Source organism: uncultured Microbulbifer sp., assembly GCF_947504145.1.
Classification (GTDB): Bacteria; Pseudomonadota; Gammaproteobacteria; order Pseudomonadales; family Cellvibrionaceae; genus Microbulbifer.
The window spans coordinates 613,846-626,538 of sequence record NZ_CANNGQ010000002.1 but is presented as its reverse complement, the minus strand read 5'-3'; the positions used below and the strand labels follow the sequence as shown (position 1 = coordinate 626,538).

Here is a 12,693-nt window from a genome sequence, read left to right as displayed (position 1 = left end):
TTGTTTGAGAGCTGATGATTTTCAAGAATAAGAAACTGAAACTGGCGCTGCTCGCCCTGCCGCTGTTGCTGGCCGCGGGCTGCGCCACCACACCGCCCAGCAATACCGACGATCTCTGTGAAATATTCCGCGAGAAAGACGACTGGTATCACGACGCCGCCAAGTCCGCACGCAAGTGGAACACCCCCATCGCCACCATGATGGCCACCCTGCACCAGGAATCCCGTTTTGTGCACGATGCGAAACCGCCGCGCACCAAAATCCTGTGGATCATTCCCGGCCCGCGCCCGTCCGATGCCTACGGCTATTCACAGGCCCTGGGGTCCACCTGGAAAGGCTACCAGCGGGCCACTGGCAATTACCGCGGTGACCGCGACGACTTCGAGGATGCCATCGACTTTGTCGGTTGGTACCACAACACCAGCCAGCGCCAGTGCCGAATCAAGCCTAACGATACTTACCACCTGTACCTCGCCTATCACGAAGGACAGGGCGGGTTTAACCGCCGCACTTACCGCAATAAAAAATGGCTAACAAATGTGGCCCACAAGGTCTCCGCGCGGGCACAAAGCTATCAGCGGCAGTTGAACAGTTGCGAAGCCTCGCTCAAGAAGCGTAAAAAATTCCTCGGTATCTTCTGAGCCCGCCCCGATACCGGCGCACAAAATCTTCGCCGCCAGCCTGATCTGGCGGCGAATTGCGCAAACCCTTCGGAATACCAACTACCCTTTGCAGACAGCGCTTTGCAGCACCCGATCAATGCCAAGGCTCTGTAGCCCTCAACCTACGCTGGGCGTGCAACTCCGCACAGATGCGTTTTTTTCGATAATGAGAGGTGCTCCATGAAGCCGACCGCCATCTATTCCGCCGCACTTGCTCTGGCTCTCGCCGTTTCCAGTGCCTTTGCCGAAACCGCAGTGAGCGATACCCAGCTGCACAAGTTTGCCGACGCCTACCGCTCCATCGTTACCCTGAGCCAGGAATACGCACCCAAAATCAAAGCTGCCGCCGATGCCGCCGCTGCCGAAGCCATCAATGTGGAAGCCCAGTCCAAAATGGTCGCCGCGGTAAAAGGTGCCGGCCTGAGCAAGGAAGAGTATCAAGGCATTGCCACCCAACTGCGCAACGACCCTGCGCTGCTGCAACGGGTGAATAATATTCTGCAGGAATCGGCCAGCGCGCAGTAACCGCATCGGCCACGATTAGACGCCCGAGTCCGGTGCCGGAATCTGATCCGGCGCCAGCTCAAGCACCCTGGCGATATCTGCCAGGTGCGCACGCACCCATTCCCCGTCAATAGAACCCCAGTCACTCAGCTCGTAATATCCATCGTTGTTACGCACCCCCTGCTGCACAAATTCCACCAGCGTTCCATGCCCCGGCAACCCCTTGGCAATCACATCCTGAATCGTACGGCGCGGCCAGCCGGTGATGTCTTCCAGGGCAGGATTGTTCGGCCGCGGCAGCCTTTCAATCAGGTAGGCCACCAGCAGGCGGCGGCAGATGGTGGGGTTGAGGTTGAGCCCGGGGCTGGAATCGGTGTGGAGATCGGCCATGGCGCCTTCCTGTCTCGCAGTGAATGGGTAGTCGAATGCATTTGTAGCACATACAGCGCCCGTACTTCCAAATCCCCCCGCATTCCAATCCGCACAACGCGGGACTTTTTATGCACCTTTTTGCATAATCATCCCACTTTTTCATGACTCGGATTCCGGTCGCGCTACATGCCCCGGGATCACACCTCACTGACAGTGGAAGCGTGCCTGTGGAAACCGAAGCCCTCGTTCAGAACACGGATCAGCCAGCAAAGGAATACACCGCACCGGGCATTCTGGCCGCCGCGGTATTTGCCCATCTGGCCGGTGCCCGCGCCGCCGGGATCGATTGCGACCAGCTGCTGTGCGACGCCGGTATCGAACCCGCCGCAACCACTGCTCCCGGCGCGCGTATTGGCCGCGAACAACTGGCGCGACTGCTGCGACTGCTGTGGGATCAGCTGGGCGACGAATCGGGCGGCTATCTTGCCCGCCCCTGGCTCCCGGGCACCTTTGCCATGATGGGCCACGCCACCATCACCTGCCCCACCCTGCGCCGCGCACTACTGCGCTCCAGCCGCTTTGTGGCCATGGTGAGCGACGACATTCACATCAAGCTGGTAGAAAATGGCGAGGAAGCGCAGCTGATCTTCCATCACGAAAACCACAAGCAACTCCCCAACCAGAATTTTGTAGAATCCATGGCGGTAATCTGGCTGCGCTTTTTCAGCTGGATGATCGACCGCACCATTTTGCTGGAGCGGGTTCACCTCGCCTTCCCACCGCCGGATTACGACGAAGACTACAACGATATGTTCCCGTGTCGGCACTACTTCAACCAGCCGGAAACCTGCCTGGTGTTCAACACCCGTTACCTGAGTATGCCGCTGGCGCGCGACGCCCAGCAGCTCAGTGAATTCCTCGCCCGCGCCCCCGAGTGCCTGCTGACCCAGTACAAATCCGACAACAGCTTTACCGGCCGTATCCGCCGCATGCTGCAGGGGGATAACGGGATCGAAAACCTGTCTCTGGACGATGTAGCGGAGCGCCTTTATACCTCTCCACAAACCTTGCGTCGCCGCCTCAAAGACGAAGGCAACAGCTGGCAGGACATCAAGGATTCCGTGCGCCGGGATATGGCCATGTACCAGCTGAAACAACAGGAAACCGCGGTGGCAGAAATTGCCGAGCGGCTCGGGTTCTCAGAACCCAGCGCCTTCAACCGCGCCTTTAAGAAATGGACCGGGCTCGCCCCCGGCGCCTACCGGGACAAACATCGCGGATAATAAAAACAGCGCGGGAATACCGTATACCGGAACAGGTTCGCCTCCCATAAAAAAACCCGCGGCACGCCGCGGGTTTTTTTGTTTAGGACAGTAACCAGAAGCTATTGCTGATCGAAGGAAGTCACCTTCACCGCAATGCGACGGTTCTTCTGCTTGCCTTCCTCGGTACTGTTGTCGGCGACTGGATCCGCTGGGCCCATGCCTACCGCCTTGATGCGGGAGGAATCAATACCGGCATCCACCAGCATTTTCATCACCGCCTGGGCGCGGGACTCCGACAATTTCTGGTTTGCGCCGGCATCGCCGTCCGTGTCGGTATGCCCTTCGATAGCGACCGACAATCCCGGGTTATCCTGCATGATTTTAATCAGCGTCTGCACGTCTGGTAGTGACGCCGCGTTCGGCATGCTGCCATCGGTCGGGAACTCGATATTCAGCGCGAATTCGCGGTTCGGATCGCGATTGGCGTTGTTCAGGTACTCCTGGAACGACTGACCAAAATCGCCGCTGTCTGTGGTGGCATCGGGAGTTGTGGAATCCGGGGCCGCGGTGGTGCCGTCATCCAGCGTAGGATCCGCCGGTGTTTCCTCCACGATCACCTCGTCCTGCTCCATCACCACACCGGAACCATCGTCCACTTTTTCTTTCTTGGCACACATGTTCAGCGCCCACAGTACACCGAGCGCTATCAGCAATGGCCACAGCCATTTCCCCATACCGCTTTTCTTGACCGGAGGAGGCGTATGCGCGGCTTGAGCAGTCTGACGCGGAGTGGTTTCCACCACCGTGCGCTCCGCCAGCTCGTCCAGATTACTTGCGCCCAACTCTTTCATCAGGCCGGGGGGTAACTGATCTTTGATATGGGTTTTCTGCCCCAGCAGCAGTGCCGCCAGGCCTTCCATATTCAGGCCTTTGCTTTTCACCAGTTTACCCACCAGCGACATGATTACCGGTGCGGCAATACGCAATAGCGAGCCGCTTTTGGTACTGTCGAGGCCCAGTGCACTCGAAATCACGTTCGTCACACCGCCGCGGTTAGAACCGAACAGTGAGTCGAGCATGCTACCGCCCACATCCTGGAGGCTGGTCATCTTGTCCGCGCTGGCAAATATGTCAGACGGTGACGACAGATCCATGCTGGTACTTTTGGTGGCCATATTCAGCAGCGCACCAAGGCCGCTTTCGCTGCCCGCCTTGTTCAACATACCTGCCAGCACCGAGGCGGCGCCGGTTGTAAATGCGGACTCGGCTTTGCCATCACCAAGCCCCAGAGCGCTGCCCAGCGAACTCAGACCCGATGCCCCCAAATGGCGTACCGCCATTTCCAATAGATTGTCAGCCATTTGTGTACCTCGCGATTGCGTTGCGGTTACGAGCCTTGCGGCCGTGTTTGTTGGAACCACTCTCAACAGTGTACGGCAGTAAATTCATCCGGTTAGGTCGATTCAGAATATTGAACTTATGGTGCATCGCGATACTGAATGCCCAGACAAGCGCCGTACAACTCGACCGGAAGTCCGCTACTCTCCGAACTACGTGGCGGGCGGGAAACTTGCATGCCCCGTTCAGGTCTATAGGATTAACCGGACCAAGCTGTGAACCCCATAATAACGACCGATAACGGAGGCCAGATGCACCACAAACTCACTCTCGCAGGAATTGCGTTATGCGCACTTTCCTTTGCCGGCTGCAATGGCATTCAATTCAATACCAACGCCGGGCCCTATGTTTCCGACCGTATCGGCGCCTCAATTGTTCGGGAATATACAATTTCTGAAATCAGCCAGTACAACGCCACTACCCTGGGCTTTGTGGAAGCGTCCTACTGCCAGGAAAAGATCAACGAGCGCAAGGCGAGCAAATCTGCTCTGGTTCGGGACCTGAAAGTACGCACGCAAAAAATGGGGGGAAATGGCCTGGTTGTTGAGGCTTGCGGCACCGCCGCCTATGGGGCCTGCCAAACCTATATGGAGTGCCGGGGTGTGGCCTACTCTGTGCCGGAGCGCAAAGGCGATGACATACCCGATACCGCCGTCAATACGCACTTCTAACCGGTCGCGCCCAGTGGCAATATCTCACGCCTGCCCAGATCCCCAGGTGCAGCGGATTTATGCATGCACTAATGAGATAATGGGCTGATCATTTTCCGGGAGTTACTCAAGGTATACGCTCCCACACCAAAGAGTATTCACGGTATGCACGATTCCCAGCCCAACAACCCCCTCCACGGCATCAAGCTGGCCACTATCGTGGAAGAGCTGGAAGCACACTACGGCTGGGAAGGGCTGGCTGAGCGAATCGACATCAACTGCTTCAAAAAAGACCCGTCGATAAAATCCAGCCTCAAATTTCTGCGCAAGACGCCCTGGGCAAGAGATAAGGTGGAAGCGCTGTATATCACGACCTTTACCGACGACAATCCCTGGGTAAAACGCTGATCAAAAGGCTGGATCTGAAGCACCTGTTTAATGCGGCGTATCCTCACCTGGCTTGAGCAACGTCACCTCCCCTAATCCCAGTTTTTCCAGGCCGGAGAACTGGGTTGCGCGGTCGCCCACTACCAGCCAGATCATCGAATCTGGCTGCATATATTCCTCGGCAATCTTCTGCACTTTCGGAATAGTCATCGCCTCGGCGGTCGCTTCGCGCTCGCGCACGTAGTCTGCGGGCCAGCCGTATTCGCTCATGCTTTCCAGCAGGCCGAGTTTGGCCCGCGCCGTTTCAAACGCGCGGGTATTAGCGCGCACCAGGTAGGAGCGGGAGGTTTCCAGATCCTTTTCTGAATAGGTTGGCGCGTACTGCTTGAGAATGTCGTGAATCAGCTGTGTGGAATCCGCGGTAACATTGGCGCGCACACCGGTGCCGATGGCGAACTGGCCTTCCGTCTTTCCGCCGCTGACACTGGAGCCGATACCGTAGGTATATCCCTTGCCCTCGCGCAGCTCCTGAGTAAGACGGGAGGCAAAGCCGCCACCGCCGAGAATATAATTGGTGAACACCGCCGGATAGTAATCCTCCGACACTACAGGCATCACCAGGCGGCCGATGCGCAGTACCGACTGCTTGGCATCCGCCACATCCACAAAATAGATTCCTGGCGCAGCCGGTTCGGATGCGGGATTGGGGATTTTTACGGGTTTAGCCGGCCATTCTTTGGCCAGCTGCCCGGCAGACTTCAGGAAATCACCGCGGGTGATATCCCCCACCACATGGGCGTTAGCCACAGACGGCGACAGGTAATTTTTGTAGTAGGCCTTGAGATCATCCATGGTAATCGCCGCCACGGATTGCTCGGTGCCCAGACCGCTGTATCCGCGGATACTGTTTTTGCCGTGCAGCAGGCGTGCAAAGGTCTTGCGGGCAATGGCATTGGGCTCCCCTTCCGCGCGTTTGATCTGGCTGGTAACACTCTTCTTCGCCAGTACCAGCTCCTTCTCGTCCCAGCGCGGCTCCAGCAGCATTTCCTGCAACAGCGCGAACACTTCATTGAAGTTGCGCGCCAGGGTGGTCACATCAAAGCGGAACGCATCCTGCCCGGCAGAAACACTGATGCTGGCGCCGAGTTTCTGGATCGCCGTTTCCAGCTCTTCCGGAGTGCGATTTTTGGTCCCGCGCTCCATCAACATGGCGGTGAGGTTGGCAACACCGGTCTTGTCGATGCTCTCCTGCAACATACCGCCGTCAATCACCAGGCTGAAGGTCACAACCGGCACTTCACTGTTTTCGATACCGAAAACTTCGATCCCGTTCTCGAGCTTGCCCTGCCATACGTCCGGCACTGTGGTCTGCGCCGGATCACCGTACGCCGGCTCTTTGGAGCGGTCGATCTTCGACGGGGTTTTCTCGTACTCGGCACTGGCGGAGGCATCGAACTGTGCTTCCGCGCCATTGACAACCTTCTCTTCCACAACCTGCGCGGCCGTGGAACCGGACAGCGCCAGCGCCTTTTCCCCCTTGGGGACAAAGCTCGTCGCCACATAGGGCTTGTTCTTGATGTACTTGTCGTACACCCGCTTTACGTCCTCCCCGGTGACCGCCAGCAACCGCTCGATATCCTTGCTCACATAACCCGGGTCATCCGCGTAAATCTGATACTGGGCCAGTTGGAAGCCCTTGCCCAGCACACTGGAGAGGCTGTTATAAAACGCCACTTCCTGGCCCGCCTTGATTCGTTCCAGGTCCTCTTCCGCAATACCCTCTTTTTCAAACAGGGCAAAGCCTTTCTCGATACCCTTATACACATCGTCCAGATTGCCACCGGCAAACGCCTGCACTTCCAGTTGCATCTGTCCCGCCAGCTCCGATTCATAGGCACTCATGGCCACATACGCGGTCAGCTGCTCGTCTTCCACCAGCACCCGATACAGAGGCGCGCGTTTGCCGACGGAGAGATATGCCGACAGTACCGCCAGCGGGTAACTGTCTGCGCTGTAACGCGGCACCGTCGGCCAGGCCATACTCAGCTGGGGCTGGCGGGCAAAGTTATCCTCGTAATACAGTCGCCTGGTTTCCTTCAGGGTGACCGGCTGCTTGGGCGCACGCTCGATGGCCTCCCCCGCGGGGATCTCACCAAAGTACTTCTGCACCAGCGCCTTGGCCTCTTTGGGATCAAAATCTCCGGCCACCACCAAGGTCACATTGTTGGGCACATACCAGCGGCGGAAGAAGGTCTTCACATCGTCCAGGGTGGCATTGTCCAGATCCTCCAGCGAACCGATCACCTGCCAGCTGTAGGGGTGGCCCTCCGGGTAGAGGTTGCGATCGACCACATACTGGCTGTGGCCATAGGGGCGGTTATCCACACCCTGGCGCTTCTCGTTCTTCACCACCTGCTTTTCTTTCGCCAGCACCGGGTCGGTCACCGTATTGATAAACCAGCCCAGCTTGTCCGCCTCCGCCCACAGCATCTTCTCCAGTGCATCCTTGGGCACCGTCTGGTAGTAATTGGTGACATCCCGGGAAGTGGAACCATTGGCCCCGGAACCGCCAATACGCGCACTCATCGCATCCAGCCCGCCCTTGCCCAGGTTCTCCGACTCCAGGAACAGCAAGTGCTCGAACAGGTGCGCAAAGCCGGTGCGCCCTTCCTTCTCCCGCGCCGAGCCGACATGGGCGGTCAGCGACACCGCCACCACCGGATCGGAGCGGTCGATGTGGAAAAGCACATTGAGGCCGTTCTCCAGCTGGAACTGCTGGTAGTCGATGGAGAAATCTGGCTTGGTCTCTTGCTCGGCCGGGGCTTTTGACGCCGCCTCTGTTTGTGGCTTCGGCTCGGACTGGGCATTGGAGCGGTCGCAGCCGAACAGGCCGGGAGCCGGGATGGAAAGTGCGGTCAGCAGCGCCAGGGAGGCGGTAAGGTTGCGGGGCATGGGGCGATCCTTTGCATTGTTATGCAGAGGAAGATAGCAGGAGTGGTGGGGTTGGGCGACGGGGTGTAGGTAGGCAGAGGTTAAATTGGGTATGGATAGTGGAGATACGGCTTTGAGGAGTGACTCCTTGAAAGACCGAAATGCCTTAGCGGATACACGCTAGCGAATACTCATTAAGCTGGCGAAAGAATCCATACCGCGAACTTCTTAACGATCGGCAACACCCAAGAACCCGAAACGCATAGAGTAAGTAAGTACAAACTTCGAAAATTACAGCTGATTACAGCATCTCGCCTGCCCGAAACAAGCGTGCTATAAAGTGCGCCACACCGGAAAAAGAGAAGTGCGTCACACTTCGCTTTAGAGGCTCTCCGTTGCTCACAGAGCTTTTACCCTCCAAAAAATAAAAGCTGGGGAGCCGATGAGAGCTGCAGATCCCTCACCAAGTCAGCATAGCTAACGCCATGCCAGGTAAACTAGTGCCGTTGTATCTTTAGACAGAGACCGAACATATTTAGGCAGAATGCCTAGATATAGGCATTCAGTTCCAGATCGAGCTATTACGCCTAAATCTGGGGCTATTGAATAAAATGTTACACATATAAATGGGTAGTAAGAAGTGAACGCTAAGCTTGGTGAAGAACCAACTCGGAAAGAAGCAATTGAATTTATTTCTGAGTCGAGCATGTATGGAAATCTTGGTCTATTTATCGGTGCAGGGTTTTCCAAGGCCGTAATGAATAATGACTTTGATCAAATTGCATTATCATGGGACCAGCTTCTAGAAAAGGCCTCAGAAAAGCTCGATATTGACTACGGAGACATATGGAAAGAAGGTGTCAGCTATCCAGATGTGGCATCCAGTATATGTGTAAGGTATAGCGAAAATAATGATTGCACCTACAACGAAGCACTTTCTAAACTAAAGCGACAACTCGCTCTATTAACCAGCTGGTACCCAGATAAAGAAAACCGAGAAAAGTACTCGAATTACCTGAATAACTTAGATGCCGAATGGATAGTTACTACTAATTATGACTTAATTATCGAAAGCTTATTGACAGGAAAGTCAATTCCGCTTGGGCCAGACGAATCCCTCACCTCCCCAAAAGATCAAGTTCCTGTTTATCATCTACATGGCATCAGAACCAATCCTGAAGGAATCATAATTGCTCAGGAAGATTACGTATCTCTCTTTCGGCCTAATGAGTATCGCCAAATAAAGTTAGCACTCACGATAAAAGAATCTACAACCTTACTCCTTGGTTATGGATTAGGTGATGTAAATGTGTTGACAGCCATCGACTGGTCTAAAAATGTTTTCGTAAATAAACAAGAAAATTACCCGCATGATGTAATTCAAATATACCGTACAGAAAACCCTAAAGACGCTCCCTATCGCGACCGGAATGGGATTCTCATCATCGAAACATCAGCGCTAACTAAATTTTTCGAGGAGTATTCCGATACTCATGAAAGACTAAAAGAAGAGAAGGATAAGCAGAATGTTGCATTGCACAACCTTTCTGCTCAACTGGAATCTCCTGACGAGGATCTTATAAACAAGTTTATCGACGATAAAGAATTTAGGATTGAACTACTTAAAACCCTAAGTACATTCTCAACAAACCTGATCTCTGGGTTTGTATCATTCCTAAACAGCTGCATCGATGAAACTTGGGTTAGAGCCGAGCCTCATGGAGCATTCGAAGCATACGATCAAGGCCTCACAGTTCTTCTAGACATATTAACAACATTGAAATTTAAGAAAATCCCACCTGCTTTACTTGAAACCTGCGCTTATGCCTTACAGCGTGTGGGGTACTATGTGGATGATGGACACGGTAAATCTTGGCAAGCAAATAGGACCTTTGAATGCAGAAAAGGTGAGCTTTCTAGTGAGCTTGTAGACGAGCTGAAGAATATTGCTGAACAGCACTGGTACACTAACTTAAGAAAGTTAATGAGGCGCGTAAATGCGTAACAAGTCAATCAACTACGCGCCTTTCAGGCGCCGGACGCAGCAAAACGGTGCCGGTTACTAAAGCGCTAAATCAAAAAAAGCCTTTCTTTAAAAACTTCGCTAGAAAAGATGTTCTTGCAAGAATCGAAAAAAACCGAGAAAGGGCACGGGGCTCGTATTCTATATGTTGTCGAGTCTGGCAGGAGGTCCCGGTGACCGTCTGCGTAAGTCTCAACACAGGCAGTCACCGGGCTCTTTGCGTTTACGAGCTAGCGTTTACTTGTTCAAAGCCTTGGCCAGCACCCGACCCAGCTCCGCTGCAGACTGCGGATTCTGGCCGGTAATAATTCGACCGTCCTGCACCACAAAGCTTTCCCAAGCTTTCCCTTCCTGGTAGTCGCCGCCGAGTGCAATCAGCTCGTCCTGCAGCAGGTAGGGCACTAACTCTACCAGGCCTACCGCTTTTTCTTCCACATTACTGAAGCCCGCGACTTTCTTGCCGGCAATAATCGGCTTGCCGTCTGGGCCTGTGACGTTCAGCAGCGCGGCCGGGCCGTGGCACAGTGCCGCCACATAACCGCCGCTCTCATAGATGGCAGAGGCAACGCTGTTTACCGCCGGGCTCTTGGGGAAGTCCCACACGGTGCCGTGGCCGCCGGCGAACAGGATGGCCTGGAAGCGCTTGGGGCTGACGTCCGCGAGCTTGCGGGTGTTGTCCAGCAGGCTGCGGGTTTGCGGCTGGCGAGGAATTCAAAGTTCACCGCATCATCATCCGCCAGGCTGCGCGCGTCCACAGGTACTGCGCCGCCCTTGATGCTGGCGATCTCCACTTCAAAGCCCGCTTTCTTGAGCTCGTGGTAGGGGTGGGTAAGTTCCGACAGCCACAGACCGGTCTTCTCGCTGGTGTCGCCCATCTGCTCGTGGCTGGTGGCCACAATCAGCACCCGCGGCGCGGCTTGGGCCAGGCTTGCGGACAATAGCGCCAGTAGGGCTACAAGGATCGAAAACAGTTTCTTCATATCAGGTCTCCACTGACAGGTTGCGCCGGCAAGCGGCTGTAAACTAGCGTATCAGTGGATCACTGGCATAGGTCAAGAGTTTCACGGAACCAGCTCTGATGGCCGCGCGATATTTCAGCTGATCCTGTTACAATCGCGCCAAAATATTCACCCGGAAGCATTATGGAACATGAAATCCTAAACGTATTTCTGGCCAACCAATGGCTGACCATACCGATATTCATCATCCTGGTAATCGGCGTTACGCTGTTCTGGTTCGGTGGCCTGATGGCTGCGCTGACAGCGCTGGGTAATAACCGCTGGGCCTGGGGGCTGTTGTCGATTGTGCTCGGCCCGATAACGGGACTTCCTTATGCCCTGATTCACAAGGAAGCCAGCTACCCGAAATCACTGATGATCAAGGGCCTGATTTTCCTGCTGGCAGGACTAGTGCTATCACTCTTGGCATGGGCCATCACCTGAACAGATTTGCCCCGTAGCGATAAAGAGGGCCTACCCCTGCCAGCTCCAGCTGCCGGATGTGGACATACTGCAGGCCTGGCACCGGCCACGTATTCAAAGTGAAACTTCCCTAGCAGACCGGCGGGCCACCCTCGCGAGATACGTATAATGCCCAGCCACACCTCGAAGCCATTTGGAGTAACGATGTGCTTTCCCGCCCTCGCCCTGACGGTGATCAGCACCATTTCCTGCGCCTTCTTTAGCACTGCGGCCGTCGCGGACGCCAAGTTTTTTGCCAACCCGGAATTGCAAGAGCAGATGCCCTCTGCCTTCGCGCTGCAACCGCAGGCGCGCGGTTTCTTGAAACCAGCTTTTCAGCAGACGGTGGAACAGGGCAATGCACTGGTGGCGGCGATCCGCGCGGACAAGGAGCTGGCAGAGGCGATTGCGCGCTGGCCGAGCCTGACTATGGAGCAGCAGATTCCCTACCTGAAGCGGGTGTTTGCACTGGAAATCGCGATCATGGGCGTAGAGGCACCCAAGCTGCTGATCGACGATCACAGCTATCCCGGCCGCATGGTGTATTTCGATTTCGATCCGAAGAATCCCTCCACCGGTACCGTGTACCTGAACCCGGCCAAACTGGCCGAGCGGCCCAAATATGAGTCGCTGGCGTTCCTGATCCATGAGACCCGCCACTCGTTTCAGTTCCAGCACGCGTTTGGCGAAACGGAAGATACGCAAAACGCGGTAATCAGCGGTTACGCCGCGGCGTTCGAAGCACAGAAAAGCCTGAAGGGTTTCTCCTTCAGTGATTTCCTGACATTGCTAAATGAATACGAGGCGTTCCAGTTCGGCAATTATGTATTTGGCAAGCTGACCAACTGGGAAGTGGATATGCCGGATATGCCGGATATGGGTACCTACGCCAGCCAGTTCGACCAGCACGGTGAGCTCAAGATCGACTTGATCGCGCTGGCGGCGGAAGAGTCAGACCGCAGCCTGCTTGAGCGCTACAACGAACTGGCCAAAGCGCAGTACCAGTTGCGCAAAAAAGAAAAGCAGTGACCCTCTCTGTAG

At 55.3% G+C, this 12,693-nt stretch carries 13 protein-coding genes; 8 read left to right on the top strand and 5 right to left on the bottom strand.

Annotated elements, in window-relative coordinates:
• Positions 1–14 precede the first annotated feature (14 nt).
• Positions 15–641, top strand: coding sequence for a transglycosylase SLT domain-containing protein (locus Q1A74_RS09210; RefSeq protein ID WP_299594972.1), 627 nt, complete (start codon positions 15–17; stop codon positions 639–641).
• A 201-nt stretch (positions 642–842) separates the two neighbouring features.
• Entirely contained in the window at positions 843–1,187 is a 345-nt protein-coding gene (locus tag Q1A74_RS09205) for a DUF4168 domain-containing protein (RefSeq protein ID WP_299594970.1), read from the top strand.
• Between the two features lie 15 nt (positions 1,188–1,202).
• Here the strand turns inward: Q1A74_RS09205 and Q1A74_RS09200 are convergent, their stop codons facing one another.
• A complete protein-coding gene (locus Q1A74_RS09200; RefSeq protein WP_299594968.1) occupies positions 1,203–1,556 on the bottom strand; it encodes a helix-turn-helix domain-containing protein in 354 nt (117 codons plus the stop codon).
• Between the two features lie 209 nt (positions 1,557–1,765).
• On the opposite strand from Q1A74_RS09200, the gene Q1A74_RS09195 reads away from it, so the two are divergent.
• Entirely contained in the window at positions 1,766–2,821 is a 1,056-nt protein-coding gene (locus Q1A74_RS09195) for an AraC family transcriptional regulator (RefSeq protein ID WP_299594966.1), read from the top strand.
• Positions 2,822–2,922: 101 nt separating this feature from the next.
• Here Q1A74_RS09195 and Q1A74_RS09190 read toward each other — a convergent pair whose 3' ends face one another.
• A complete protein-coding gene (locus Q1A74_RS09190) occupies positions 2,923–4,164 on the bottom strand; it encodes an OmpA family protein (protein ID WP_299594964.1) in 1,242 nt (413 codons plus the stop codon).
• A 288-nt stretch (positions 4,165–4,452) separates the two neighbouring features.
• Between Q1A74_RS09190 and Q1A74_RS09185 the strand changes: the two genes are divergently transcribed.
• Both Q1A74_RS09185 and Q1A74_RS09180 read left to right on the top strand, forming a co-directional pair.
• On the top strand, positions 4,453–4,872 hold the full coding sequence (locus tag Q1A74_RS09185) for a hypothetical protein (RefSeq protein ID WP_299594962.1): 420 nt from the start codon (positions 4,453–4,455) through the stop codon (positions 4,870–4,872).
• A 144-nt stretch (positions 4,873–5,016) separates the two neighbouring features.
• Complete coding sequence (locus Q1A74_RS09180) at positions 5,017–5,259, top strand: VF530 family protein (RefSeq protein ID WP_299594960.1); 243 nt, start codon at positions 5,017–5,019, stop codon at positions 5,257–5,259.
• A 27-nt stretch (positions 5,260–5,286) separates the two neighbouring features.
• Here the strand turns inward: Q1A74_RS09180 and Q1A74_RS09175 are convergent, their stop codons facing one another.
• A complete protein-coding gene (locus tag Q1A74_RS09175) occupies positions 5,287–8,190 on the bottom strand; it encodes a pitrilysin family protein (RefSeq protein ID WP_299594958.1) in 2,904 nt (967 codons plus the stop codon).
• 619 nt (positions 8,191–8,809) lie between these two features.
• On the opposite strand from Q1A74_RS09175, the gene Q1A74_RS09170 reads away from it, so the two are divergent.
• Positions 8,810–10,174 carry an SIR2 family protein gene (locus tag Q1A74_RS09170; protein ID WP_299594956.1) on the top strand — a complete coding sequence of 455 codons (1,365 nt, stop codon included), beginning with the start codon at positions 8,810–8,812 and terminating at the stop codon, positions 10,172–10,174.
• Between the two features lie 255 nt (positions 10,175–10,429).
• Here Q1A74_RS09170 and Q1A74_RS09165 read toward each other — a convergent pair whose 3' ends face one another.
• Both Q1A74_RS09165 and Q1A74_RS09160 read right to left on the bottom strand, forming a co-directional pair.
• Complete coding sequence (locus Q1A74_RS09165) at positions 10,430–10,819, bottom strand: type 1 glutamine amidotransferase domain-containing protein (protein ID WP_299595587.1); 390 nt, start codon at positions 10,817–10,819, stop codon at positions 10,430–10,432.
• On the bottom strand, positions 10,765–11,172 hold the full coding sequence (locus tag Q1A74_RS09160; protein WP_299594954.1) for a hypothetical protein: 408 nt from the start codon (positions 11,170–11,172) through the stop codon (positions 10,765–10,767). Before Q1A74_RS09160 ends, Q1A74_RS09165 begins: the two co-directional genes overlap by 55 nt.
• 162 nt (positions 11,173–11,334) lie before the next feature.
• Between Q1A74_RS09160 and Q1A74_RS09155 the strand changes: the two genes are divergently transcribed.
• Positions 11,335–11,634: a hypothetical protein gene (locus Q1A74_RS09155; protein WP_299594952.1), complete on the top strand. Its 300-nt coding sequence runs from the start codon at positions 11,335–11,337 to the stop codon at positions 11,632–11,634.
• A 183-nt stretch (positions 11,635–11,817) separates the two neighbouring features.
• Positions 11,818–12,681, top strand: a complete 864-nt coding sequence (locus Q1A74_RS09150; RefSeq protein WP_299594950.1) for a hypothetical protein — start codon at positions 11,818–11,820, stop codon at positions 12,679–12,681.
• The last annotated feature ends 12 nt before the right edge of the window (positions 12,682–12,693 follow it).

Excerpts from the sequence above, each read along its gene's own strand:
- Q1A74_RS09210 (WP_299594972.1), top strand. The coding sequence starts at position 15 with ATGATTTTCAAGAATAAGAAACTGAAACTGGCGCTGCTCGCCCTGCCG.
- Q1A74_RS09205 (WP_299594970.1), top strand. The coding sequence starts at position 843 with ATGAAGCCGACCGCCATCTATTCCGCCGCACTTGCTCTGGCTCTCGCC.
- Q1A74_RS09200 (WP_299594968.1), bottom strand. The coding sequence starts at position 1,556 with ATGGCCGATCTCCACACCGATTCCAGCCCCGGGCTCAACCTCAACCCC.
- Q1A74_RS09190 (WP_299594964.1), bottom strand. The coding sequence starts at position 4,164 with ATGGCTGACAATCTATTGGAAATGGCGGTACGCCATTTGGGGGCATCG.
- Q1A74_RS09185 (WP_299594962.1), top strand. The coding sequence starts at position 4,453 with ATGCACCACAAACTCACTCTCGCAGGAATTGCGTTATGCGCACTTTCC.
- Q1A74_RS09180 (WP_299594960.1), top strand. The coding sequence starts at position 5,017 with ATGCACGATTCCCAGCCCAACAACCCCCTCCACGGCATCAAGCTGGCC.
- Q1A74_RS09175 (WP_299594958.1), bottom strand. The coding sequence starts at position 8,190 with ATGCCCCGCAACCTTACCGCCTCCCTGGCGCTGCTGACCGCACTTTCC.
- Q1A74_RS09160 (WP_299594954.1), bottom strand. The coding sequence starts at position 11,172 with ATGAAGAAACTGTTTTCGATCCTTGTAGCCCTACTGGCGCTATTGTCC.
- Q1A74_RS09155 (WP_299594952.1), top strand. The coding sequence starts at position 11,335 with ATGGAACATGAAATCCTAAACGTATTTCTGGCCAACCAATGGCTGACC.
- Q1A74_RS09150 (WP_299594950.1), top strand. The coding sequence starts at position 11,818 with ATGTGCTTTCCCGCCCTCGCCCTGACGGTGATCAGCACCATTTCCTGC.